Below are 23,151 nucleotides of genomic sequence, written 5' to 3'. Positions count from 1 at the left end.
GCGGGGGCGGGGACCGCTGCGGTGGTCCCCGGCCTGCGGTCCGCTCGGGTGTCCGGGCCGGTCCGGGGCCCTCCCCGCCGGTACGCTGCCTCGGTGACGAACATCCGTACGGCGGCCGGGCGAAGACGGGCGATGCTCCTCGGCATCAGCGCCGCCCTCTCCCTTGCCTCCGCCGGTGCGCTGTACGGCCTGCTGTACGTCCGGTCGCTGGATTACGGTGAGCGCTGCGAACACGGCCTGGTGCGGGGCGGCGGACGACTGCTGGAGACGGGTGCGTCCTGGCTGCCGCCGGACGCGTGGTGCCGGTTCGAGGACCAGAGCCTGTCCACCACCCCGTTCTGGGCACTGCTGCTGTTCTACGGGCTGCTGACCGTGGTCGTCTGGTCGGTCAGCTCACTGGTGCGCACCCTTCGGCCGCGCCCGAACCCGGGGCTGGACTGGCAGCCGGGACACGGCGCTCCGCGCTGGTAGCCGCGCGCCCCGGTACCGGTAGGGGCACGGGCACGGGTACGGGCACGGGTACGGGCGCTGGCGCGGGCGCTGGCACGAGCACGGGTGCAGTCGCTCGCCCAGGCGCAGGCGCCGGGGTCGGACGGCGGGTGCGCAGCGGGGACAGGTAGACAGGCAGGAAGGCCGTCGCGAGGACGGCCCCACCGAGCCAGAGCGTGGTCCGCAGGCCGAGGACTTCGCCGAGCAGCCCGGAGAGCGCGGAGCCGATCGCCAGCGCACCGGTGAGCAGGAAGCGGAAGGTCGCGTTCATCCGGCCGAGCAGCGCGTCCGGGGTCATCCGCTGGCGCAGGCTCACCCCGAGCACGTTGTCCATCCCGGTCTTGAGCGAGGCCAGCAGCCAGCCCGCCCCCGCCAGGAACAGCCACGGTCCGCCGCCGATCAGCGGCACCAGCAGTCCGGCGGGCGCGAGGCACAGGCCCGCCAGGGCGAGCGTCCGGCCGTCGCCGAACCGGGCGGCGATCGGGCGGGCGCAGCGCGAGCCGAGCAGGATGCCGACCCCGCCGACCGCCCAGAACAGGCCCAACGCCCCGGCCGGGAGACGCAGTTCCCGTACGAAGAGCACCGGCAGGAGGGTGTTGACCAGCTGGGAGCCGAGGTTGTTGAGGGCGGCGGTGACGGCGAGCGCGCGCAGTTCCCGGTTGCCGAGGACGTGCCGCAGGCCCTCGGCGATCTGCGCGCGGAGGCCGGTGGCGGGGGCTCCGGTCGGCGGTGTGGGGGCAGTGGGCGTGGGGGCAGTTGGTGTGGGGGCCGGAACGGGGGTGCGGCGCAGCGCGGTCAGCCGGAGGGCGGAGCCGAGGTGGCTGAGCGCGGTGACGGCGATCGCCAGCGGCGCAGTGAGCAGTTGGACCAGCGCGCCGCCCGCGCCGCGTCCGGCGACATTGCCGACCGCCATCAGTCCGACCACGGCGGCGTTGGCGTCCACCAGGTGCGTGCGGCCGACCAGCCGGGGCAGCACGCTCTGCGAGCCGACGTCGAAGAACACCGTGGCACCGCCGGTGAGCAGCGCGACCGCGTACAGCTGCTGGAGGGTGAGCCCACCGAGCCACCAGGCGAGCGGGACGGAGGTGTAGAGCGCCGCCTTCACCAGGTCGGCGGCGATCAGGACCCGGCGGTGGCGCATCCGGTCGACCCAGGCACCGGCGGGCAGACCGATCAGCAGGAAGGCGAGGGTACTCAGGGTGGCGAGCAGGCCGGCCTCGCCGGGGCCCGCGTCGAGCGCGGTGACGGCGATCAGCGGGAGGGCGACGTAGCCGACGTTGGTGCCGAGTTGGGCGAGGGCGGTGGCGGTGAAGAGGGTGCGGAAGTCGGGGATCCGCCAAAGGGAGTCGGGGTGCATGGTCCGTTCAGCCAGTTGGTCAGTTGGTCAGTTGGTCAGTCGATCGGTCAGCCAGTCGGTCGGCCAGTCAGTCAGTGGTCACGGGAACGGCGGTGTGAGACTTCGGCTCACGCCTCGGGTTCGAGGTCGGCTCCGGGATCGAGGTCGGCTCCGGGGGCGAGCTTGGCTTCGGCTTCGGCTGGCGCTTCACGAGGAACACCCCGGCGAGGACCACGGCCATCCCGGCGACCGCCCGTACGGTCAGCTCCTCGCCGAGGACCAGGGCGCCGAGCGCGGTGGAGACGACGGGCAGCAGGTAGCCGACGGTGGCGGCGCCGGTGGGGCCCTCGGTGGCGATCAGGCGGTAGTTGAGGTGGAAGGTGAGCCCGGTGCAGGCGACGCCGAGGACGGTGACGGCGACGAGGCCGAGCACGTCGGCGCCGGAGAGCGGGTTCAGCGGGCCGACCGTGGGGAGCGCGAGCGCGCTCAGCCCGGCGGCGGCGGAGAGTTGGGCGGCGGAGAGGGCGAGTGGGGCGGTGTCCCTACCCGTGTCCGTTCCGGCCTCATCTCCGGCTCTGGTTTCGGTTCTGGTTTCGGCTCCGGTTTGGGTTTCGGCTCCGGTTTGGGTATCGGCTCCGGCTCCGCTGAAGGCGCGGGCCATGTAGGCGAAGGCGACCGCGTAGCTGACCGCCGCGCCGAGCAGGGCGAGTGCCCCCGGGCCGTCGATGCCGCCGCTCTCCCGCCAGGGGGCGAGGATCAGCAGGACGCCCGCGAAGCCGAGCAGCAGGCCGCCGAGGCGCAGCGGGGTGGTGGCGCGTTCGGTGCCCAGGGCGAGGCCGATCAGCAGCGACCAGAGCGGGGTGGTCGCGTGCAGCACCCCGGCCAGGCCGGAACCGACGCTGCGTTCTCCGTAGGCGGTGAGCAGGAACGGCAGGGCGTTGCAGAGGAAGGCGGCCACGGCGAGCCGCCGCCAGAGCGTGCGGCCACGCGGGAGGCGCTGCCGGGCGGAGCGGGCGAGCAGCAGCAGGACGGCGGCGCCGAGGGCGGCCCGCAGCACGGTGATCTGCACCGGGGTGAGCCCGTGGTGCAGCGCGAGTCGGATCCAGAGAAAACCCGAGCCCCAGAGCAGGGCGAGGACGGCCATCCGCAGCACGGGCGGGCTCCTTGTCGGTCAGTGTGTTCACGGGTGCCCGATGACGGTCGCGTGATGGGATCCGGTAGCACAAGCGAAAAGTTCTTCATGACTTTTAAGCTGTGCTGCATGAATGCCTCGCTCGATGTCCGCCGGATGCAGATGCTGCGCGCCGTGGTCGACCACGGCTCGGTGAGCGCCGCCGCCACCGCACTCGGCTACACCCCGTCGGCCGTCAGCCAGCAGGTGGCGACCCTGGAGCGGGAGACCGGGACGGCCCTGCTGGAGCGGATCGGGCGCGGCGTGCGGCCGACCGCCGCCGGACTGCTGCTCGCCGGGCACGCGGCGGCCATCGACCGGCAGGTCGCGGAGGCGGGTGCGGCGCTGGCCGACCTGCGGGCCGGGCGCAGCGGCAGCCTGACCGTCCGTTACTTCGCCACGGCCGGTGCCGCGCTGGTGGCCCCGGCGGTGGCCGCCTTCCGCCGGGAGTACCCGGGTGTTCGGCTCGACCTCGGCGTGACCGACCCGGCCGACCCGCTCACCGAGGTGCGGGACGGCCGGGCCGACCTCGCAGTGGTGTTCCGGTCCGAGGAGGCCCCGGTCGGCCTGCGACTGGTGCACCTGCGTGACGATCCGTACCGCGCCGTGCTGCCCCGGGGGCACCGGTTCGCCTCGCGGCGCGTCCTGGACCTGGCCGAGCTGGCACAGGAGCCCTGGGTGGGCGCCGAACCGCCCGGCCCTTGCCGGGAGATCGTGCACGGGGCCTGCGACGCGGCCGGGTTCCGTCCGGCACTCGCGGTGGACGGCGCGGACTACCTGACCGCGCAGGGCTTCGTCGCGGCGGGGCTGGGGGTGGCGTTGCTCCCGGAACTGGGCCTGGCACAACGGCATCCGGGCGTCACCGTGCGGCGGGTCCGCGGCCCGGAACCGGTACGGGCACTGCATGCCGCCGTGCGGGAGGGCGCCTGGGGGCAGCCGGTGCTCGGGGCACTGGTCGCGGCGCTGCGGGCGACGGCCGGTGGCCCGGCGCGGTGACGGCCGGTGACCCGGCGCTGTGGGTGAAGGTTCCGAGGGCTTGAAGCTGCCGCAGCGGCAGCTTCTACCGTCGTTACCAGGGCCGGAGGAACCGGCCCTGGTCCAAGCGACGCGAGAGACGTGGGAGAGGAGACGACCATGGCCTGACCCATCGCGGAGGTCGCCCGGATGTCGGGGGTGACCGCCCGGACCTTGCGGCACTACGACGAGATCGGGCTGCTGCCTCCGGCCTGGATCGGCTCCAACGGCCACCGCTACTACGAGGAGCAGCAGTTGCTCCAGCTGCAGCAGGTCCTCGTGCTGCGGGCACTGGGCGTGGGGCTGTCCGAGATCGCCCGGATCCTGGGCGACCAGGTGGACGAGCTGGAGGCCCTGGGGGGCCACCACCGCCGACTGGTCACCGAGCGCGACCGGCTCGACGTTCTGGCCACCACCGTCTCACGCACGATCGCCGACCTGGAACGCTCCCGGAAGGACGGCACACCCATGACCAGCATCAACCGACCCGAGAACCTCTTCGAGGGCATCCAGCCCGCCGACGTCGATGTCAGCCTTCGTGACTTCCCCGAGCACGCCGAGGCGGCCCGGCGTGCGACCGCCGCGATGACCCCGGCGGAGGTCGAGGCCGGCCAGCGCGAACGGACCGCGCGGATGGTCCGCCTGGCGGAGCTGATGGCGGGCGGCCACCCGGCCGACGCCGAGCCCACGCAGCACATGATCGACGAGGAGTACCAGCTGCTCAGCGGGCTCCGGGCCGTCCCGGTGGAGGAGTACCTCGTGATCGCCCGCTCCTGCACGGAGAACGAGATGTGGAGCACCGCGTACGAGACCATCGCTCCGGGCCTGGCCGCCTACCAGCGCGCCGCCATGGAGGCGTACGCGGCGGCACGGCTCTCCTGAGCCGGGCGGGGTGGGCGCGGGCAGGACCGGGGACGGACCCGACCCTTCCGGCCCGACCACCCGCGCCCCCGCCGTCACTTCGTCCGCCGTCACTCCGTCCCTCGCCACTCCGTCCCTCGTCACTCCGTCCGCAGCGCCGTGACCGTCCGGGTACGGGCCGCCCAGGTCGCAGGCAGGAGGGCGCCGAGCAGCGCCAGCACCAGGCCGCCGAGTATCAGCGGCCCCACCACCGATGGGGCGAACACGGCGAGGTCCGCGTCCGGCACCCCGATCCCGGCGGCGCCGGCCATCGCCGGCATCACCTGGTGGTGCACCAGGATCCCGATCGGGACCCCGATCAGTCCAGCCACCAACCCGCTGCCGCAGACCGAGGTGAGCACCATCCCGACCGTCTGCCGGGGTGACATCCCGAGCGCCTTGAGCACTCCGAGGTCGTGCACCCGCTCCCGGGTGTCCAGCAGCACCGTGTTGAGCACCCCGAGCCCTGCCACCACGGAGAGCAGCAGCGTGAGCGTGCCCGCCAGGGTGTTCATCGCCAGCACCACGATGTTGATGTGCTCCTCACCGGGGTCCGCGCTCAGGCCCTGTTGCTCCACGACCTGGTCCAGCCCGTCGGCGTAGGACTTCGCGTCGGTCCCCGGGGTGAGGTCGATGTGGAAGGAGAGCGCCTCGCTGTGGACCGCACCGCCGAGCGGCGTCAGCGCCGCCCGGTCCAGGAACACCAGGTCCTCGGTGGTCACCACCTCGCCGGTGATCTTCGCCGGGGTGCTGCGCCCCTGGTCACTGAGGGTGACGGTGTCACCGATCTTCGCCTGGTTGGCGCGCAGGAAGGTGGCGCCGACCACGAGCTCGCCGGGGCCGTGGAACCAGCGGCCGGAAACCAGCTGGAAGCCGCTCCAGGAGACGTCACCGGTGAACGCGACCACCTGGGAGCGCCCGGTGTTCCCGGCCACGGTGACCGGGGTCGGCACGCTGCTGTACCAGGCCCGGGTGCCGGGGCGGGACTCGATCGCCTTCACCACGGCCGCCTCGTCCACGTGGTCGACGGGCTTGGCGGAGCCCTCGATCGGCGGCTGGACCAGCACCTTGCCCGCCCGGTCGGCCGTCAGGCCGTCCTGGAGGGAGCCGAGCGACAGCGTCAGACCGACGCAGAGGGTGACCCCGACCGTGCCGAGCACCACCGCCGCGGCGGTGGTCGCCGAGCGGCCCGGCCGGTTGAACGGGGACGCCAGCCCGAGGCTGAGCGCACGCGGCACCGGCAGCCGGCTGATCCGGTTCTGCACCCGGGGCAGCAGGCCCGTCGCTCCGGCCCGTTCCGTCGTGCCGGCGGCGGCCGCTCGCTTGGCACCCGGCGCCGTCCGGCCGACCGCGAGCGCCTCCACCGTCCGCAGCCGCCCGGCCCGCAGCGCCGGTACCAGCGCGGTGCCCGTCACGGCGCCCAGGGCGACCACCGCGACCACCACGTCCACCCAGAGCGGGATGCCGAGCAACCCGCCGCGCAGGGCCTTGTGGGCCATCCCGAGGACCGGAACGGAGAGCAGGTTGCCGCCGAACACGCCGAGCGCCGTGCCGACCCCGGCGGGGATCAGCGCCTGGCCGACGTAGGCGCGCGCCACCTGGGCCGGGGTGAAGCCCAGGGACTTGAGGATGCCGATCCGCCGGGTGGCGGCGCTCACCGCGCCGCTGACCACGACCCCGATGATCAGCACCGACATGGCCAGGCCGAGCACTCCGAAGGCGGTGACGAACGGGACGAAGGTCGAGGCCGTCCGGTTGGCCTCCTCCCGGGCGGGCCGGTAGGAGGTGGCCTTGGTGAGCGCGCCGTTCGGCACCGCGGCGGCCAGCGCGGCGTGGTCGGCCTCCACCTCGGCGTCGCTGTCGGCGTGGGCGAAGCGGTAGAGGTACTGGGCGGCGGGCGTGGTGCCGGGCGCGGTCAGCCCGGCCACCTGCTCCGGGGCGATCCAGCCGTCCGCACTCCAGGAGACCGAGGAGGCCAGGCCGACGACCTTGAGCGTCGGGTGCCCCGGCAGGTCCGGGAACTGCATGCTGTCGCCGACGGCCAGTGGGGAGTGCCCGTCCAGGAACACCACTTCCCCGGGACCGGTGACCCAGTGGCCCATGGTGAGCCGCAGGCCGTCCATCGGGCCGTCCTGGGCGCGGCCGACCAGCGTCATCGGCGGCAGCAGGCTGCCGGCCGGCGGGATCCGCGTGCCCGGAGCGGAGCGCGGCTGCACGGTGACCGCCGAGTAGGGGCCCGCCGAAGCCGTCACGCCGGGCGTGTGGGCGGCTGCGGCGAGCTGGGCGGGGCTCGCTTTGGTCCGGTCGTACAGCACGTTGAGGTGCGCGCCGTGCTGGTCGGTGAAGGAGCGCTGGTACGGGCCCTGGGCGGCGACCAGCAGCCCGACCGCGAGGATGCACGCCGTCACGGACATCATCGTGGTCAGCACCATGACCAGGGTCTGCACGCGCTTGCGGCCGACCCCGGCGCGCACCACCTTGCTCAGAGCGCTCATGCGGCCACCTCGCTTCGTCCGGCAGGGGCGTTCGCCCTCCCGCGCCTTTCCTCGGTTCGCTCGCTCCGCTCGTTCACCGGGCGACCCCCGCAGCCGGGACGGCCGCCGTGTCCCGGACCAGTCGGCCGTCGAGCAGTTCGATCGTCCGATCGGCGCAGGCCTCGGCGAGTGCGGTGTCATGGGTGACCAGCAGGATCGTCTGGCCCTCCGCGTTGAGCCCGCGCAGCAGGTCGCGGACGTCGGCGGCCGAGGTGGTGTCGAGCGCTCCGGTCGGCTCGTCGGCCAGCAGCAGCGGCGGGTGGTTCATCAGCGCCCGGGCCACCGCGACGCGTTGGCGCTCGCCGCCGGAGAGCCTGCCGGGGAAGGCCTTGGCGTGCCGGGCCACCCCGAGCCGCTCCAGCAGCTCCCCGGCCCTGGCCCGGGCCCGCTCCCGCCGCATCCCGGCCAGCTGGGCCGGGAGCAGCACGTTGTCCTCCACGTTCAGGTCGTCCAGCAGGTTGAAGAACTGGAACACCATGCCGATCCGCGTCCGCCGGTACTCGGCCAGCGCGGCCTCACCGAGCTGGTGGACGGCCACGCCGTCCACCTCGACGGCGCCCTCGCTCGGGCGGTCAAGGCCGGCGATCAGGTTCAGCAGGGTGGACTTGCCGCTGCCCGAGCGGCCGAGCACGGCCAGCGCCTCGCCGGCCCGTACCTCCAGTTCGAGCCCGGCCAGGGCGGGGCGGGCGGCGTCGGATCGGTCGTACGTCTTGCTGACGCCGCGGATCCGGATGATCGGCGCGTTCACGGGCCCTCCACGGTTCGGGGTCCGGCACCGGGAGACCCGGGCCGGCTGACGGGACATGACGCTACGAATCGGCAGCGGGGTGCGGACAGCCGTCTAAACGGCCTCTCGGGGGTGTATCCAGATACACCCCGAACTGGGTGTTCAGGCCTAGAGCGCCGGGCGTCCACGCCCGGGCAGACTGAGCCACCGAAAGATCGGAACCGGGGCTCCGCGGGGCTTCGGGACCCAGGCTTCGAGGCCTCTGCACAGGGGCTCCGGAACGGATGAGGGGGCTCGTCATGAAGACGGGAGCGATCGGTAAGGCGGTCCGGCGGGTGGGCCGGGCCTGCGTGGACGGCGTGCGCGCCTGGTACGTGGTGACTTTGGCCGTGACGGGGCTGGTCTCACTGCTGGCCGGGCCGATCCTCCTGACCGCTGCCCTGTTCGGCCCGGACGAGTCCCGGCCGTTCTCCCCTGGCGGGCCGCTGATCCTGCTCGTGCCGATGGCGCCGGTCGCCCTCTGGGCGCTCTGCTGGGCCACCGGGGGCGGCGGCCGGGCGGTCGGGGCCGCGCTGTTCGCCCCGGGCGCGCTCGCGGTGACGGCGACCCACCTGTACGGCGGCGCCGCGCCCGGCGACCGGTCCGTCTCGCTCTGGACGGCTCCTTCGCTGCTGGCGCTCGGGCTGTTCGGCGCGCGCTGGGCCGCCACCGAGAGCCGGCGGGTCGTCGAGCGGTGGAGCGGGCAGCCGGTCCCGGTGCCGTACCGGTGCCCGGCCGGCGAGGCCGGCCCCTGGCGGCGGCTGCGGTCCGGCGGCTGGTTGACCGACCCGGCGACCTGGCGGGACCTCGCCTGGGCGCTCCTCACCGGCTTCGCCGTGCTGTTCACTGCCGCGATCGTGGTGTTGACGCCGATCGCCCTGGAGGTCTTCGGCCGGAACGGGCCGTTCTTCCCGCTGATCATCGTCTACGGCATGGGCGTCTGGATGGCCCCGTTCGCCATCCTGTGGGCCGCTCCGCCCATCCTGCGGATGCACGAGAAGGCGGCGCGGGCACTGCTCGGGCCGTCCCGGCGGGCCGAACTCGCCCGCCAGGTCAGCCACCTGGCCCGGACCAGGGCGGACACCATCGACGCCGGGGCGGCCGAGCTGCGCCGGATCGAGCGGGACCTGCACGACGGGGCGCAGGCCCGGCTGGTGGCGCTGGGCATGCTGCTGACCGTCGCCGAGCAGGTGAAGCACGACCCGGACGCCCTCGGGCCGCTGCTGGCCGAGGCGCGGACGTCCTCGGTGAAGGCGCTGAGCGAGCTGCGGGACCTGGTCCGGGGCATCCACCCGCCGGTGCTGGCCGACCGCGGCCTGGCCGACGCGGTGCAGGCGACCGCACTCGACCTGCCGCTGCCGGTCACCTTGACCGGCGGTCTGCCCGGCCGGGTCCCGGCCCCGGTGGAGTCGGCCGCCTACTTCGCGGTGAGCGAGCTGCTGGCAAATGTGGTCAAACACGCTGGGGCCTCACACGTATGGATCGAGATAGGGCACAGTGACGGGCTGCTGGGGATATCGGTCACCGATGACGGGCGCGGCGGCGCCGACCCGTCCCGGGGAACCGGCCTCAGCGGAACCGAACGCCGACTGGCCGCCTTCGACGGGGTGCTCGCGATCAGCAGCCCGTCCGGTGGTCCGACCATCGTGAACCTGGAGATCCCGTGCGCGTTGTCATCGCCGAAGACCTCTTCCTCCTCCGGGACGGGCTGACCCGGCTGCTGGAGGCCAACGGCATGAAGGTCACCGCGGCGGTCGAGAACGGCGAGCAACTGCTCGCCGCGGTGGCCGCCGACCGGCCCGACATCGCCGTGGTCGACGTGCGGCTGCCGCCCAGCTTCACCGACGAGGGGCTGCGTGCGGCACTGGCGGCCCGTCAGGCACACCCGGGCCTGCCCGTGCTGGTGCTGTCACAGTTCGTGGAGCAGCTGTACGCCCGCGAGCTGCTGGCCGGCAGCACCGGCGGAATCGGCTACCTGCTCAAGGACCGCGTGCTGGACGGTGCCCAGTTCATCGACGCCGTCCAGCGGGTCGCCCAGGGCGGTACCGCGATGGACCCGGAGGTGATCACCCGGCTGCTCACCCACAACTCCTCGGCCGGCCCGGTCTCCACCCTCTCCCCGCGCGAGCGGCAGGTGCTGGCGCTGATGGCCGAGGGCCGCTCCAACGCGGCGATCGCCCAGCAGCTGGTGATCACCGAGCGGGCGGTCGCCAAGCACACCGCGTCGATCTTCGTCCGGCTCGACCTCCAGCCCTCCGACGACGACAACCGCCGCGTCCTGGCCGTCCTGGCCCACCTCAACGACTCCTGAAAGCCCTCGACACCCCCGGAAGGGAGCCGCCGATCACCACACCGCCGCTTTGAGGGTCCACAATTTTGAAGGGGCGCGGACAAGTGATGGGCGGCCCTCCGCTGCAGGGGGCTCGCCCGCCGTGGAAGCGGTCATCTACGCTGGTGAGGTGCTCATCCTTGTTCGCCGCCGCCACGTGGACCTGCTCCGCGTGACGAGCATGTCCTGTCGACGCTCCGGCTGAACCTCGCGCCCTCACCCTCAACGGCGGCCCCGAGCGGTCGCCACCACCTCCCGGCTCCCGGAGCACCCGCCGCACCAGGCGCAGTTCCGGCCAGCTCCCGGTCGACCACCGGGACCGACCGGGACGAGACCTAGCGGATGTCACACATGACGCAGCAGCACACGCCCATACCCGGAACCGGCTCCACCGAGGCGCTCCCCGACGCCCTCCCAGTGATCGATCTCTCGCTCGCCGACGGAAGCCCGGAGGACCGCCGCCGCCTGCACGACGAGCTGCGCACCGCAGCCACCGGCGTCGGCTTCTTCCAGCTCGTCGGCCACGGCGTCACCCCGGCGGAGACGGCCGCGCTCGCCGGCGCCATGCGCGCCTTCTTCGCCCTCCCCGAGGCCGACCGGCTCGCCGTGAGCAACCTCAACTCCCCGCACTACCGGGGCTACACCCGCACCGGCGACGAGCGCACCGGCGGCAGCCAGGACTGGCGCGACCAGCTGGACATCGGCGCCGAGCTGCCCCCGCACGTCCCCGGCACCGGCGAGCCCCCGTATTGGTGGCTGGAGGGCCCCAACCAGTGGCCGGCCGCCCTCCCCGGGCTGCGCACCGCCGCCCTCGGCTGGATCGACCACCTCGGGGACATCGCCCGTCGACTGCTGCACGAACTCCTCGCCGCGATCGGCGCCCGCCCCGACTTCTACGACGAGGCCTTCGCGGGCCACCCCCACCTGCGCCTCAAGTTGGTCCGCTACCCCGGCACCGCCCCGAACGGCGCCGGCCAGGGCGTCGGCGCCCACAAGGACTACGGCTTCATCACGCTGCTGCTCCAGGACACCGTCGGCGGCCTCCAGGTCGAGCGCCCGGACGGCACCTTCCTGGACGTCCCCCCGCTCGACGGCGCCTTCGTCGTCAACCTCGGCGAACTCCTGGAAGTGGCCACGGACGGCTACCTCAAGGCCACCAACCACCGTGTGGTCAGCCCGCCCGGCGCCCGCGAGCGCTTCTCCGTGCCCTTCTTCTACAACCCCCGCCTCGACGCCCACATCGAACCGCTCGACTTCCCGCTCGCCCACCACGCCCCCGGCGCCACCGAAGACCCCGAGAACCCCCTCTTCGCCGACTTCGGCCTCAACGAATGGAAGGGCTACACCCGAGCCCACCCCGAAGTCACCCGCCGCCACCACGCCACCCTGGCCGAACCCGCCGTCCCCGCCGCCCACTGACGCCGGGCGAACCGTCGTCGACGCCCCTGCCCCCACCGATCGGACCCGGCGCAGCAACCCGGTCCCGGCGGACGGCGGGGGCGTCGCCGTGCCACCCCGGCACCGATGCAGCTGCCTCGGCACGCCGGTGGCGCTCGCCCCGAAGGGGTCGCGGCACCGGCACGGGACAGCAGCGAAGGAACCCGACCGGTCAGCTCAGCAGAGCGGGCCGCCATCGCGCCGGCCCAGAGCCGCCCGCGGCTCGACCTCGGGTGCCGCACCCGCCGAGCCTCCTCCCCTCCCCGCAGCGACAGTCCGACAGCCCGACAGCCCGGTAGTCCGACACCCAGGCAGTCCGGCAGTCCGGTAGTCCGACACCCAGGCAGTCCGGCAGTCCGGCAGTCCGGCAAGCGGTGGACCCGCAGAGCGGCCACTGTCACACTGCTGCTGTCACAGCAGGAGTGTGCCAGCGCGGGAGGCAGCAGATGGGGGAGCACGGCGCCGTTGTGGGGGAGGTGCGGCTGACGGTGGACGAGTTGGCGGCGCGGGCCGGGGTGACGGTGCGGACGGTGCGGTTCTACGGGACGAAGGGGTTGCTGCCGCCACCGGAGTTGGGGCCGCGGCGGGTGGGGTTGTACGGGGCGGCGCACCTGGACCGGTTGGGGCTGATCGAGGAGTTGCAGCGGCAGGGGCTGACGCTGGCGGCGATCGAGCGGTACCTGGCGCGGCTGCCGGAGGACAGTACGCCGCTGGATCTGGCGATCCACCGGGCACTGGTGGCGTCCTGGACGCCGGAGACCCCGGAGGAGGTCACCCGGGCACAGCTGGAGCGACGGGCCGGGCGGGGGCTGTCCGAGCAGCACGTGGAACGGCTGGTCGCGATGGGCGCGCTGGAGCGGACGGCGGATCCGGAGGTGTTCCGGGTGGATCCGGGTCTGCTGCCGCTGGGGGTGCGGATCCTGGATGTGCCGATCCCCCTGGAGACGCTGCTGGCCGCGCGGGCCGTGGTGCTGGAGCACAGCCGGGCGACGGCCCGGGAGCTGCAGCGGCTGTTCCGGGAGACGGTGTGGAAGCCGTACCGGGAGAGCGAGCCGGCCCCGGACGACCTGGCCCGGATGAAGGCACTGACCGACCACATCCAGCCGATGGTGGCGCAGGCGCTGGTCACGGCGTTCCAGCGGTCGCTGCGGGAGGAACTGGGCGAGGAGCTCGCCGGGGAACTCAGCGGGGAACTCAGCGGGAATCCGAACGGGTACCCCAACGAGGACCCGAACGGGTAGCCCGACGAGGTCCCGAACCGGAATCCCAACGGGGACCCGAAGGAGAAGCTGGACGGCGACCCGGGTGAGGCCGTGCGGGACACGACCTCACCCGAACGCGGATCCGCCTGAACCGGGGACCGGATCAGTCCGTGAAGGTCCGCCCCTCCGCCGCGATCCGCTCCAGCAGCGCCGGGGGCGCGAACCGCTCGCCGTACGCGGCGGCGAGTTCGCGGGCGCGGGCCGCGAAGCCGGCCGGGCCGCCCTGGTAGCCGTTGATGTACTGGAACACGCCGCCCGTCCAGGCCGGGAAGCCGATCCCCAGGATCGAGCCCACGTTGGCGTCGGCGACCGAGGTCAGCACGCCCTCCTCCAGGCAGCGCACCGAGTCCAGCGCCTCGCTGAACAGCATCCGCTCCTTGAGGTCCTCGAACGGGACCTCGACCCGGTCGACATCGTCAACGCCGTCGGCCGCACCGCCGCCAGGACGCGCGAAGTGCTCCCGCAGCCCCGGCCAGAGCCGCCCGCGCTTGCCGTCCTCGCCGTACTCGTAGAAGCCCGCGCCGCCGCTACGCCCCGGGCGGCCGAACTCGTCGACCATCCGGTCCACCACCGCGTCCGCCGGGTGCGGCGTCCAGGTGCCGCCGACGGCCTCCACCGAACGCCGGTACTCGTCGCGGATCTTGCGCGGCAGGGTGAGGGTCAGCTCGTCCATCAGGGAGAGCACCTTGGCGGGGTAGCCGGCCTGGGCGGCGGCCTGCTCGATGCTGGACGGGTGGATGCCCTCGCCGACCATGGCGACGCCCTCGTTGAGGAACTGGCCGATCACCCGCGAGGTGAAGAAGCCCCGGGAGTCGTTGACCACGATCGGGGTCTTGTCGATCTGCCGGACCAGGTCGAAGGCGCGGGCGAGCGCCTCGTCCCCGGTCTGCGGGCCACGGATGATCTCGACCAGCCGCATCTTGTCGACCGGCGAGAAGAAGTGCAGGCCGATGAAGTCGCCGGTGCGCTGGACGCCCTCCGCGAGCAGGCCGATCGGCAGGGTGGAGGTGTTGGAGCAGAGCAGCGCGTCGGGAGCGACGAAGCCCTCGATCTCCTGGAACACCTTGTGCTTGAGCTCGGTGTTCTCGAAGACGGCCTCGATCACCGCGTCGCAGCCGGCCAGGTCGGCGGCCTCGGCGGTGGGGGTGATCCGGGCGAGCAGGGCGTCGCGCTTGGCCTCGGTGGAGCGGCCGCGGGCGACGGCCTTGTTCAGCAGCCCCTCGGAGTAGGCCTTTCCGCGCTCGGCGGCCTCCGGACTCACGTCCTTGAGCACGACCTCGATGCCCGCCTTGGCGCAGGCGTAGGCGATGCCGGCGCCCATCATCCCGGCGCCGAGTACCGCGACCTTGCGGACCAGCCGCTTCTCGAACTCCTTGGGGCGTCCGGCACCGGAGTTGACCGCCTGCATGTCGAAGAACAGCGCCTGGATCATGTTCTTGCTGGTCTGCCCGCAGGCCAGCTCGGTGAAGTAGCGGGCCTCGATCACCATCGCGGTGTCGACGTCGACCTGGCTGCTCTCCACCGCGGCGGCCAGCACGTTGCGCGGGGCCGGGTAGGGCGCGCCGTTCAGCTGCTTGCGCAGGTTGGCCGGGAAGGCGGGTAGGTTGGCGGCGAAGGCGGGGGTGGCCGGGGTGCCGCCGGGGATCTTGTAGCCCTTGACGTCCCAGGGCTGGACCGCGGTCGGGTTGGCCTCGATCCAGGCCTTCGCGCGGGCGGCCAACTCCTCGGGGGTGTCGACCAGTTCGTGCACCAGGCCGTGCTCCAGCGCCTGAGCCGGGCGGTACTGGCGGCCCTGCAGCAGGAACTTCAGCAGGGCGTCGGTGATGCCGAACAGCCGTACCGTACGGACCACTCCACCGCCGCCCGGCAGCAGGCCGAGGGTGACCTCGGGCAGGCCGATCCGGCTGGCCGGGGTGTCCAGCGCGATCCGGTGGTGGCAGGCGAGGGCGATCTCCAGGCCGCCGCCGAGCGCGCTGCCGTTGACAGCGGCGACGACGGGCTTGCCGAGGGTCTCCAGGGTGCGCAGCGAGCGCTTGATCCGCATGGACTTCTCGAAGACGGCCTCGGCGTCCCCGGGCTGGGCGGCGGAGAGCATCCGCAGGTCTCCCCCGGCGAAGAAGGTCTTCTTGCCGGAGGTGATCACCACGCCGCGCAGGGCGTCCCCGAGCTCGGCCAGCCGCCCGACCACGGCCTCGAAGTCGGCGGTGAAGGCCTCGTTCATGGTGTTGACGGACTGGGTGGGGTCGTCGAGGACGAGGGTGACCACGCCGTCCTGGTCCTGCTCCCAGCGGATGGTGGTGGTGTCGCTCATCAAGTTCTCCAGGTCTACCGGTCTGCTGGGGAGGGGGTCAGACGCGCTCGACGACGGTGGCGATGCCCATGCCGCCGCCCACGCAGAGGGTGATCAGGCCGTAGCGCAGGTCGCGCCGCTCCAGCTCGTCGATCACGGTGCCGAGCAGCATCGCGCCGGTGGCGCCGAGCGGGTGGCCGAGCGCGATCGCGCCGCCGTTGACGTTCACCTGGTCGTGGCGGAAGCCGAGTTCGCGGATGAAGCGGAGCGCGACCGCCGCGAAGGCCTCGTTGATCTCGACCAGGTCGATGTCGGCGGCGGTGAGGCCGGCCTTGGCGAGCGCCTTGCGGGTGGCCGGGGCCGGGCCGGTGAGCATGATGGTGGGCTCGGAGCCGGAGACGGCGGCGGAGACGATCCGGGCGCGCGGGCGCAGCCCGTACCGCTCGCCGACCTCACGGTTGCCGATCGCGACGAGCGCGGCACCATCCACGATGCCGGAGGAGTTGCCCGCGTGGTGGACGTGGTCGATGGCCTCCACCCAGTGGTACTTCTGCAGCGCGACGGCGTCGAAGCCGCCGGCCTCGCCGATCTGGGCGAAGGAGGGCTTGAGGCCGGCCAGGGTGTCGACGGTGGTGCCGGGGCGGATGAACTCGTCGCGCTCCAGCACGACCAGGCCGTTGCGGTCGCGCACCGGGACCACGGAGCGGTCGAACAGACCGTCCGCCTGGGCCTTGGCGGCGCGGGCCTGGGACTCGGCGGCGAAGGCGTCCACGTCGGTGCGGGAGAAGCCCTCGATGGTGGCGATGAGGTCGGCGCCGATGCCCTGCGGGGCGAAGTTGGTGTCGTACGCGGTCATCGGGTCGGCGAACCAGGCGCCGCCGTCGGAGGCCATCTTGACCCGGGACATCGACTCCACGCCGCCGGCCAGGATCAGGTCCTCCCAGCCCGAGCGGACCTTGGCGGCGGCCAGGTTGACGGCTTCCAGGCCGGAGGCACAGAAGCGGTTCTCCTGGACGCCGGCCACCGTGTCGGGCAGGCCGGCCGCGATGGCGGCGATCCGGGCGATGTCGGAGCCCTGGTCGCCGATCGGGCTGACCACGCCGAGCACGATGTCGTCGATCGCAGCCGGGTCCAACTCGGGGTAGCGGCTTCGCAGTTCACGGATCAGGCCGACGACCAGGTCGATCGGCTTGGTGCCGTGCAGCGAGCCGTTGGCCTTGCCGCGGCCGCGCGGGGTGCGGATCGCGTCGTAGACGTACGCTTCGGTGGTCACGATGGAAATGCCTTTCGGGGCAGGGGGGTTCCGGGGGTTCCTGAGGGGGCTCAGCCGAGGATGGAGCGGCCGACGATCTCCTTCATGATCTCGGTGGTGCCGCCGTAGATGGTCTGGATACGGCCGTCGGTGAACGCCCGGGCGACCGGGAACTCGCTCATGTAGCCGTAGCCGCCGTGGAGCTGGAGGCAGCGGTCGGCGGTTCGCTTCTGCAGTTCGGTGGCCCACCACTTGGCCATCGAGGCCTCGGCCGGGGTGAGCGCGTAGCGGTTGTGCTCGGTGATGCAGCGGTCGACGAAGGTCCGGGTGATCGCGCACTCGGTGGCCAGTTCGGCGATCTCGAAGCGCACGTGCTGGAGCTTGGCCAGCGGACGGCCGAAGGCCTCGCGCTGTTTGACGTAGTCGGTGGTGATCTCGACCAGGTACTCGGCGCCGGCGATCGCCGCGGCGGCGATGGTGAGCCGCTCCTGGGCGAGGTTCCGCATCAGGTGGATGAAGCCGCCGTTGAACTCACCGACCAGGTTCTCCTTCGGTACCCGGACGTCCTCGAAGAACAACTCGGCGGTGTCCTGGGCCTTCTGGCCGATCTTGTCGAGGTTGCGGCCGCGCTCGAAACCGGGCATGCCGCGCTCGACGGCCAGCAGGCTCAGGCCGTGCGAACCGCCCTCGGGGGTGGTGCGGGCGACCACGATCACCAGGTCGGCGAGGATGCCGTTGGAGATGAAGGTCTTGGCGCCGTTGAGCAGGTAGTGGTCGCCCCGGTCGACCGCGTGGGTGCGGATGCCCTGCAGGTCGGAGCCGGTGCCCGGCTCGGTCATCGCGATCGCGGTGATCAGCTCGCCGGTGCAGAAGCCGGGCAGCCAGCGGCGCTTCTGCTCCTCGGTGGCGAGCGAGGTGAGGTAGGGGCCGATGATGTCGTTGTGCAGGCCGATCGCCAGCCCGGACGCGCCGGCCCGGGCGAACTCCTCGGCCAGCACGGCGGCGTAGCGGAAGTCCGGGGTGCCGCCACCGCCGTACTCCTCGGGGACGGCCAGGCCGAGCAGGCCCTGGCGTCCGGCCGCGAGCCAGACGGAGCGGTCGACGATGCCGGCCTTCTCCCAACGGTCGTGGTGCGGCAGCACCTCCTTGGCGAGGAAGGCCTTCACGGTGGCCCGGAAGTCCTCGTGCTGCTCGGTGAAGATCTCGCGCTGCAACGCTACGCTCCTTGTTCTGCTTCGGAGTTGACGGCCGACGGGTCGAGGGACGGCACGCCCCAGTCCCGGGCGACCTCTGCGGTGTCCGCGCCCGGCCGGGCCGGCGGGCGGCGCAGCGCGCCGGGGGTGGCGGAGAAGCGCGGGGCGGGGGCGGGCTGGGTGACGCCGTCCGCCTCGACGTACGTACCGCGCGCCATCAGGTGTCCGTCCGCAGCAGCCTGGCGCATCGTCAGTACGGGTTCCACGCAGGCGTCCGAGCCGGTGAAGACGGCTTCCCACTCGGCCCTGGTCCGGGTGGCGAAGCGGGCGGCGATCCGGGTGCGCAGTTCGGGCCAGCGGGCGAGGTCGTACTGTCCGGGCGCATCCGGGCCCAGCTCCAGCAGCCGGGCGAACTCGGCGTAGAACCGGGGCTCCAGCGCGCCCACCGCGAGGTGTCCGCCGTCGGCCGCCCGGTAGATCGCGTAGAACGGCGCGCCGCCGTCCAGCAGGTTCACGCCCCGGCGGTCCTGCCAGTGCCCGGCCGCGAGCAGGCCCCACAGCATGCTGCCCAGGTGCGCCGCGCCGTCCACGATCGCGGCGTCGACCACCTGGCCGGCGCCGGTCGCCCGGGCGTGGTGCAGCCCGGCGAGCAGGCCGACGACCAGGTAGAGCGAGCCGCCCGCGTAGTCCCCGAGCAGGTTGGCCGGGATCCCCGGCGCCTCGTCCGCCCCTCCCTGCGCCGCGACCATCCCGAGCACCCCGGCCACCGCCGAGTACCCGAGGTCGTGCCCGGCGGTCGCGGCCCGCGGCCCCTGCTGCCCCCACCCGGTCATCCGGCCGTACACCAGCGCCGGATTGCGCGCCTGACACGCCTCCGGCCCGACCCCGAGCCGCTCCGCGACACCCGGCCGGTAGCCCTCGATCAGCAGATCCGCCCGCTCCACCAGCTCCAGCACCCGCCCGGGCCCTTCGGGCGACTTGAGGTCGATCAGCACCGACCGCTTGTTCCGGTTGGTCAGGTCGTACGCCGGATCCGTCCCGAGCGGCGAGGGATCCGGCCGGTCCACCCGCACCACGTCCGCCCCGAGATCCCCCAACAGCATCGCCGCGAACGGCCCCGGCCCGATCCCCGCGAGCTCCACCACCCGCACACCCGCCAACGGCCCCGGACCGCCGACGCCGCCCGCTGGACTGCCTGTGTCACGCACTGGCCGCAGACCCCTTCAGGGTTTGACAGTAAAGCTGTAACACTCGCGATGATAGGGAAGCGACCGGCCGGTAACAAGACCTCCTCCCCCGCCCCGCACCGCCGATTCCCCCGCGGCGAACCCGCGGCGAACCCGGCGACTCCCCGCGCGACCGGCCCCCGGAGGGTGCGGACGAGTGAGCCGATCCCGCAGCCGGGAGAAACGGGGGCGCGCGTCGATGTAATGGCCTATGGTGCCGCTTATCCATTACGAACATCACGGGGGAAGTGCCATGACCACGATTGACCGGACCACCACCGCCCGGACCACCACCGCCCGCACGATCGTCGCCGTCTCCGAGCGGCTGGTGCTGACGCGGCCGCAGGAGGACGACGTGGAGGCGATGTTCGCCATCCACGGGGATCCGGAGACCAACCGGTACAACCCGTACGGGCCGCAGCGGGACATCGCGCAGGCGCAGGAGATGCTGGACGGGTTCGTGGCGGACTGGCCGCGGGACGGGGTGGGGTACTGCGCGGTGGCGACGCGGGAGGAGCCGGGTGTGATCATCGGGTTCGCCGGGCTGTACCTGCACACGCTGGACGGCGAGAAGGTGTTCAACCTGTACTACCGGTTCCGGCCCTCTGCGTGGGGCAAGGGCTACGCCGCGGAGGCGGCACGGGCAGCGATGGCGGAGGCGCTGCCGCGGTTCCCGGGGATCCCGGTGATCGCGCTGATCCGGGCGGACAACCTGCCCTCGCGGCGGCTCGCGGAGCGGCTCGGGCTGGTGGCGGACCCGGACGGGCGGGTCGACCACGAGGAGCGGCTGATCCACCGGATGGCGTGAGCCCGAGGATCCCCCGCCGGGGGGAGGGGGATCGGGCGCCGGGCGGAGGCGGCGGCCCGGGGGCGGCGGCAACGTAGGGGGCATGAGGCGCAAAGACGATGTGGTGCGGGAGGTGGCGGCCGGGATCGCGATGGCCGCCACCGCGCCCTATCTGACACTGAAACTGCTGTGGCTGACCGGCTCCCACGTGGGCGCGCGCGACCCGAAGGCGCTGGACAGCCTCTGGACGATCAACCTCCTCACCTTCGGCATGGACGCGATCGCGCTGGCGCTCGCACTCTCCTTCCTGCGGCCGTGGGGGCGGCGGGTGCCGGCCGGGCTGGTGGCCTTCCCGATGTGGGTGGCGACCGGGCTGCTCGGGACGATCCTGGTGGCGGTGCCGGCGGACGCGCTCGCCTCGCTGGTACTCGGGCCGGAGCACCGCACGCCGGATCAGCCGCACCTCGACGACAGCATCGCGGGCTGGGTGTTCGCCCTCGTCTACGGCGGCTTCGGGGTGCAGGGCCTCTCGCTGATCACCGCGTTCGTGCTCTACGCCCGCCGGCGCTGGGCGGGCCTTCTGCGCAGCCGGGTCGGCGACCTGCCCAACTCCCCCACCCGCAACGTGCAACGGGCCTTCGCCTGCGTCGCCGCGCCGGTCGCGCTGGCGGTCGCCGGGATCCGGGCGTACTGGGCGGCCGGCGGGGAGGTGGGGCTGCCGATCCACTGGGTCGAGCAGCGCACCCGGTCGATCGCCACGATGGACGCCACGGCCACGGCCATGGCCGTGGCCGCGACGGCCGCGACGCTGGTGCTGGTGTTCCGGATCGGGCCCGGGCGGCGGCTCCGGGGGCCGCTGATGGTGGCGTGGCTGGGCTCCGGTTCGCTGTTCGGCTGGGGCGGCTACCAACTGGTGGCGTTCGGGACCGAGACGACGGTGAAGGACCTGCCGAGCGCGACACCGGGGCTGATGAACCTGGTGCAGGCCGGACAGTTCACGGCCGGGGTGCTGGTGCTGGCCGTCGGCGCGATGGCGCTGACCGAACGGGCGGTGCAGCCGGGTGCACGGGCGGCCTTGAGCGAAACAGAGCCGCCGAACGACCTGGCCGCGCCATGACGCCGACCCGCCAGGCACTCGCTGACGTAGAGTCACCCGGGTGAACACGGGGGGCGGTCGACTGCGGTCGGCGGTGGAGACGCTGTTCGGGCGGCGGGCCCGGCTGCGCTGGGTGCATCTGGTGCTGGGCGGCGCACTGCTGATGCCGTACTGGCTGCTGTCGGTGGTGGGGCTCGGGGCGCTCAACCCCGCCCAGGGGCACCTGCGACAGGTGCTGCTGCAACTGCTCGCGCTGTTCACCTCGCTGCCGATGGCCGCCGTCACCGCGCTGGTGCCGACCGTCAGGGGACTGGAAGGCGCGGCCGCACGGGCGCTGTGCGTGGTGGAGCGGCCGGAGGAGCTGGCCACCGGGCCGGCCCGGTCGTGGGGGGCGAGGTGGCGCACCGCGGTCTGGTTCGTGCTGCACCTGTTCTGCGGCGGGGTGGTCGCCGGGATGACGCTCGCCGGGGTGCCGTTCTCGATCGTGCTGGTGATGAGCCTCGGCGGGTCCCAGGACCTCGGCCGGTACTGGGAGAACCGCTTCCCCGGTTGGATGCTCACCGGCCCGGCGCTGGGTCTGGCCGTCCTGCTGCTCGTCGTCGGCACCAACGCCGCCTGCGGCGCGCTGTTCGCCCGGTGGGCGCCCGCCCTGCTCGGGCCGACCCCGGAGGAGCGGCTGGCCGCCGCCGAGCGGCGGGCCACCGTGCTCGCCCAGCGCAACCGGCTGGCCCGCGAGCTGCACGACTCGGTCGGGCACGCGCTCAGCGCGGTCGGCATCCAGGCCTCGGCGGCGGCCCGGGTGCTGCGCACCGACCCGGACTTCGCCGCCGAGGCGTTGCGGGCGATCGAGGAGACCGCGCGGGGGGCCGTCGCCGAACTGGACACCGTGCTCGGGCTGCTGCGCGAGGAGGAGGCCAGCGCCGGACCGGCCGGGCCCACGCTCGCCGAGCTCGACGACCTGCTGCGCCAACTCGCCCGCACCGGCGTGACGGTGGACGCCGAGCTGGACCCGGGCCTGACCGCGCTGCCCGCCGAGGTCTCCCGCGAGGCGTACCGGATCGTGCAGGAGGGCCTGACCAATGTGCTGCGGCACGCCGGGCCCGCCCCGGCCGGACTGCGGGTCGCGCTCGGCACGCGCCGGCTGGAGATCGAACTGACCAACCCACTCGGCCCCGCCCGCCCCAGCCGCCCCGGCGGCGGGCGCGGACTGCGCGGGATCGGGGAACGCGCCACGGCCCTGCGCGGCGGGAGCACGGCGGGGCCGAGCGAGGACGGAACGACGTGGCGGCTGGCCGTTTGGCTGCCGGTAGGAGGGACACCGTGAACGAGAACACCGCTACCGGGGCCATCCGCGTGGTGATCGCGGACGACGAACGGCTGGTCCGGATGGGCCTGCGGGTGGTGATCGACGCCGAACCGGACCTCACCGTGGTCGGCGAGGCCTCCGACGGCGCCGAGGTCGTCCCGCTGGTGCGCGAGCTGCGCCCGGACGTGGTGCTGATGGACGTCCGGATGCCCGGCATCAACGGGATCCGGGCCACCGAGCAACTGGTCGGCGGGATGGCCGAGCCGCCGAGGATCCTGGTGGTCACCACCTTCGAGCACGACGACCACGTGTACGACGCGCTGCGTGCGGGCGCGGCCGGGTTCCTGCTGAAGCGGGCGCGGGCGGAGGAGATGGTCCAGGCGGTGCGGCTGGTCGCGCGCGGGGACTCGCTGCTGTTCCCGGCGGCCGTGCGCGAACTCGCGCTGCGCCACGGCACGGGCGACCGTCGGGACACCGCCGTGGACCGGGGACCGATCGGACGGCTGACCGAGCGGGAGGGGCAGGTGCTGCGGCTGATGGCCTCCGGGCTCAACAACGGCGAGATCGCCCGGCAGCTGGTGGTGAGCCAGGAGACGGTGAAGACGCACGTCGGCAGCGTGCTGGCCAAGTTGGGTGCCCGGGACCGCACCCAGGCGGTGATCGCGGCGTACGAGTCGGGGTTCGTACTGCCCGGCTGAGCCCCGGGGAGGCGTTCGTACGGGCACGTACCGCGCCCGCGAGGGCGTGAGAACGGCGGCGGCCG

The 23,151-nt window shown here is 73.3% G+C and carries 19 protein-coding genes; 11 read left to right on the top strand and 8 right to left on the bottom strand.

Features of this window, described 5'->3' with window-relative positions; translation table 11 throughout:
* The first annotated feature begins 93 nt into the window (after positions 1–93).
* Entirely contained in the window at positions 94–471 is a 378-nt protein-coding gene (locus tag ACIRYZ_RS30610; protein WP_402950401.1) for a hypothetical protein, read from the top strand.
* Here ACIRYZ_RS30610 and ACIRYZ_RS30605 read toward each other — a convergent pair.
* Together ACIRYZ_RS30605 and ACIRYZ_RS30600 are read right to left on the bottom strand one after the other, a co-directional pair.
* Positions 389–1,846 (bottom strand): MFS transporter, encoded by a 1,458-nt coding sequence (locus ACIRYZ_RS30605; protein WP_402950398.1) that lies wholly within the window; start codon positions 1,844–1,846, stop codon positions 389–391. The two genes, ACIRYZ_RS30610 and ACIRYZ_RS30605, sit on opposite strands and share 83 nt — an antisense overlap.
* Before the next feature lie 67 nt (positions 1,847–1,913).
* Positions 1,914–2,969 carry a DMT family transporter gene (locus ACIRYZ_RS30600; RefSeq protein WP_402950534.1) on the bottom strand — a complete coding sequence of 352 codons (1,056 nt, stop codon included), beginning with the start codon at positions 2,967–2,969 and terminating at the stop codon, positions 1,914–1,916.
* A gap of 144 nt (positions 2,970–3,113) precedes the next feature.
* Here ACIRYZ_RS30600 and ACIRYZ_RS30595 point away from each other — a divergent pair, with 144 nt between their 5' ends.
* Both ACIRYZ_RS30595 and ACIRYZ_RS30590 read left to right on the top strand, forming a co-directional pair.
* Positions 3,114–3,992 carry a LysR family transcriptional regulator gene (locus ACIRYZ_RS30595; protein WP_402950531.1) on the top strand — a complete coding sequence of 293 codons (879 nt, stop codon included), beginning with the start codon at positions 3,114–3,116 and terminating at the stop codon, positions 3,990–3,992.
* Positions 3,993–4,160: 168 nt separating this feature from the next.
* Positions 4,161–4,892 (top strand): MerR family transcriptional regulator, encoded by a 732-nt coding sequence (locus ACIRYZ_RS30590; RefSeq protein WP_402950395.1) that lies wholly within the window; start codon positions 4,161–4,163, stop codon positions 4,890–4,892.
* A 119-nt stretch (positions 4,893–5,011) separates the two neighbouring features.
* On the opposite strand, the gene ACIRYZ_RS30585 is transcribed toward ACIRYZ_RS30590, so the two are convergent.
* Both ACIRYZ_RS30585 and ACIRYZ_RS30580 read right to left on the bottom strand, forming a co-directional pair.
* Positions 5,012–7,405, bottom strand: a complete 2,394-nt coding sequence (locus tag ACIRYZ_RS30585; protein ID WP_402950393.1) for an FtsX-like permease family protein — start codon at positions 7,403–7,405, stop codon at positions 5,012–5,014.
* A gap of 73 nt (positions 7,406–7,478) precedes the next feature.
* Entirely contained in the window at positions 7,479–8,192 is a 714-nt protein-coding gene (locus tag ACIRYZ_RS30580; RefSeq protein WP_402950391.1) for an ABC transporter ATP-binding protein, read from the bottom strand.
* A gap of 278 nt (positions 8,193–8,470) precedes the next feature.
* Here ACIRYZ_RS30580 and ACIRYZ_RS30575 point away from each other — a divergent pair, with 278 nt between their 5' ends.
* From ACIRYZ_RS30575 to ACIRYZ_RS30560, 4 genes are all read left to right on the top strand, one after another.
* Positions 8,471–9,922 carry a sensor domain-containing protein gene (locus ACIRYZ_RS30575; protein ID WP_402950388.1) on the top strand — a complete coding sequence of 484 codons (1,452 nt, stop codon included), beginning with the start codon at positions 8,471–8,473 and terminating at the stop codon, positions 9,920–9,922.
* Entirely contained in the window at positions 9,874–10,521 is a 648-nt protein-coding gene (locus tag ACIRYZ_RS30570; protein ID WP_393039264.1) for a response regulator, read from the top strand. The genes ACIRYZ_RS30575 and ACIRYZ_RS30570 overlap by 49 nt, the downstream gene beginning before the upstream one ends.
* Positions 10,522–10,890: 369 nt before the next feature.
* The gene (locus ACIRYZ_RS30565; RefSeq protein ID WP_402950386.1) at positions 10,891–11,958 is read left to right on the top strand and encodes an isopenicillin N synthase family dioxygenase; all 1,068 of its coding nucleotides are present in this window, start codon (positions 10,891–10,893) and stop codon (positions 11,956–11,958) included.
* Between the two features lie 464 nt (positions 11,959–12,422).
* Positions 12,423–13,217, top strand: coding sequence for a MerR family transcriptional regulator (locus tag ACIRYZ_RS30560; protein ID WP_402950383.1), 795 nt, complete (start codon positions 12,423–12,425; stop codon positions 13,215–13,217).
* Positions 13,218–13,341: 124 nt separating this feature from the next.
* Here the strand turns inward: ACIRYZ_RS30560 and ACIRYZ_RS30555 are convergent, their stop codons facing one another.
* From ACIRYZ_RS30555 to ACIRYZ_RS30540, 4 genes are read right to left on the bottom strand one after another with little or no spacing between them, the layout of a single operon-like run.
* Positions 13,342–15,549, bottom strand: coding sequence for a 3-hydroxyacyl-CoA dehydrogenase NAD-binding domain-containing protein (locus tag ACIRYZ_RS30555; RefSeq protein WP_402950380.1), 2,208 nt, complete (start codon positions 15,547–15,549; stop codon positions 13,342–13,344).
* A gap of 37 nt (positions 15,550–15,586) precedes the next feature.
* A complete protein-coding gene (locus ACIRYZ_RS30550) occupies positions 15,587–16,801 on the bottom strand; it encodes an acetyl-CoA C-acetyltransferase (protein WP_402950377.1) in 1,215 nt (404 codons plus the stop codon).
* Positions 16,802–16,851: 50 nt separating this feature from the next.
* A complete protein-coding gene (locus ACIRYZ_RS30545; protein WP_402950375.1) occupies positions 16,852–17,994 on the bottom strand; it encodes an acyl-CoA dehydrogenase family protein in 1,143 nt (380 codons plus the stop codon).
* A gap of 2 nt (positions 17,995–17,996) precedes the next feature.
* Positions 17,997–19,124: a CaiB/BaiF CoA transferase family protein gene (locus tag ACIRYZ_RS30540; RefSeq protein WP_402950529.1), complete on the bottom strand. Its 1,128-nt coding sequence runs from the start codon at positions 19,122–19,124 to the stop codon at positions 17,997–17,999.
* A gap of 328 nt (positions 19,125–19,452) precedes the next feature.
* Between ACIRYZ_RS30540 and ACIRYZ_RS30535 the strand changes: the two genes are divergently transcribed.
* The 4 genes from ACIRYZ_RS30535 to ACIRYZ_RS30520 all read left to right on the top strand — a co-directional run bounded on the left by ACIRYZ_RS30535 (position 19,453) and on the right by ACIRYZ_RS30520 (position 23,086).
* On the top strand, positions 19,453–20,007 hold the full coding sequence (locus ACIRYZ_RS30535; protein WP_402950372.1) for a GNAT family N-acetyltransferase: 555 nt from the start codon (positions 19,453–19,455) through the stop codon (positions 20,005–20,007).
* Between the two features lie 82 nt (positions 20,008–20,089).
* Positions 20,090–21,103 (top strand): hypothetical protein, encoded by a 1,014-nt coding sequence (locus ACIRYZ_RS30530; protein WP_402950369.1) that lies wholly within the window; start codon positions 20,090–20,092, stop codon positions 21,101–21,103.
* A gap of 40 nt (positions 21,104–21,143) precedes the next feature.
* Positions 21,144–22,406, top strand: a complete 1,263-nt coding sequence (locus tag ACIRYZ_RS30525) for a sensor histidine kinase (RefSeq protein WP_402950367.1) — start codon at positions 21,144–21,146, stop codon at positions 22,404–22,406.
* Positions 22,403–23,086: a response regulator gene (locus ACIRYZ_RS30520; RefSeq protein WP_402950364.1), complete on the top strand. Its 684-nt coding sequence runs from the start codon at positions 22,403–22,405 to the stop codon at positions 23,084–23,086. Before ACIRYZ_RS30525 ends, ACIRYZ_RS30520 begins: the two co-directional genes overlap by 4 nt.
* Positions 23,087–23,151: the final 65 nt, after the last annotated feature.

The organism is Kitasatospora sp. NPDC101155 (assembly GCF_044768305.1).
Taxonomy (GTDB): Bacteria; Actinomycetota; Actinomycetes; order Streptomycetales; family Streptomycetaceae; genus Kitasatospora.
The sequence above is the reverse complement of the archived record's forward strand: the minus strand, read 5'-3'. Positions and strand labels throughout refer to the sequence as shown.

What these genes read in the sequence shown, in the direction of transcription:
- ACIRYZ_RS30560 (WP_402950383.1), top strand. Translation starts at nt 12,423, where the DNA reads ATGGGGGAGCACGGCGCCGTTGTGGGGGAGGTGCGGCTGACGGTGGAC.
- ACIRYZ_RS30605 (WP_402950398.1), bottom strand. Translation starts at nt 1,846, where the DNA reads ATGCACCCCGACTCCCTTTGGCGGATCCCCGACTTCCGCACCCTCTTC.
- ACIRYZ_RS30590 (WP_402950395.1), top strand. Translation starts at nt 4,161, where the DNA reads ATGTCGGGGGTGACCGCCCGGACCTTGCGGCACTACGACGAGATCGGG.
- ACIRYZ_RS30595 (WP_402950531.1), top strand. Translation starts at nt 3,114, where the DNA reads ATGCAGATGCTGCGCGCCGTGGTCGACCACGGCTCGGTGAGCGCCGCC.
- ACIRYZ_RS30530 (WP_402950369.1), top strand. Translation starts at nt 20,090, where the DNA reads ATGAGGCGCAAAGACGATGTGGTGCGGGAGGTGGCGGCCGGGATCGCG.
- ACIRYZ_RS30585 (WP_402950393.1), bottom strand. Translation starts at nt 7,405, where the DNA reads ATGAGCGCTCTGAGCAAGGTGGTGCGCGCCGGGGTCGGCCGCAAGCGC.
- ACIRYZ_RS30555 (WP_402950380.1), bottom strand. Translation starts at nt 15,549, where the DNA reads ATGAGCGACACCACCACCATCCGCTGGGAGCAGGACCAGGACGGCGTG.
- ACIRYZ_RS30575 (WP_402950388.1), top strand. Translation starts at nt 8,471, where the DNA reads ATGAAGACGGGAGCGATCGGTAAGGCGGTCCGGCGGGTGGGCCGGGCC.
- ACIRYZ_RS30565 (WP_402950386.1), top strand. Translation starts at nt 10,891, where the DNA reads ATGACGCAGCAGCACACGCCCATACCCGGAACCGGCTCCACCGAGGCG.
- ACIRYZ_RS30535 (WP_402950372.1), top strand. Translation starts at nt 19,453, where the DNA reads ATGACCACGATTGACCGGACCACCACCGCCCGGACCACCACCGCCCGC.
- ACIRYZ_RS30600 (WP_402950534.1), bottom strand. Translation starts at nt 2,969, where the DNA reads ATGGCCGTCCTCGCCCTGCTCTGGGGCTCGGGTTTTCTCTGGATCCGA.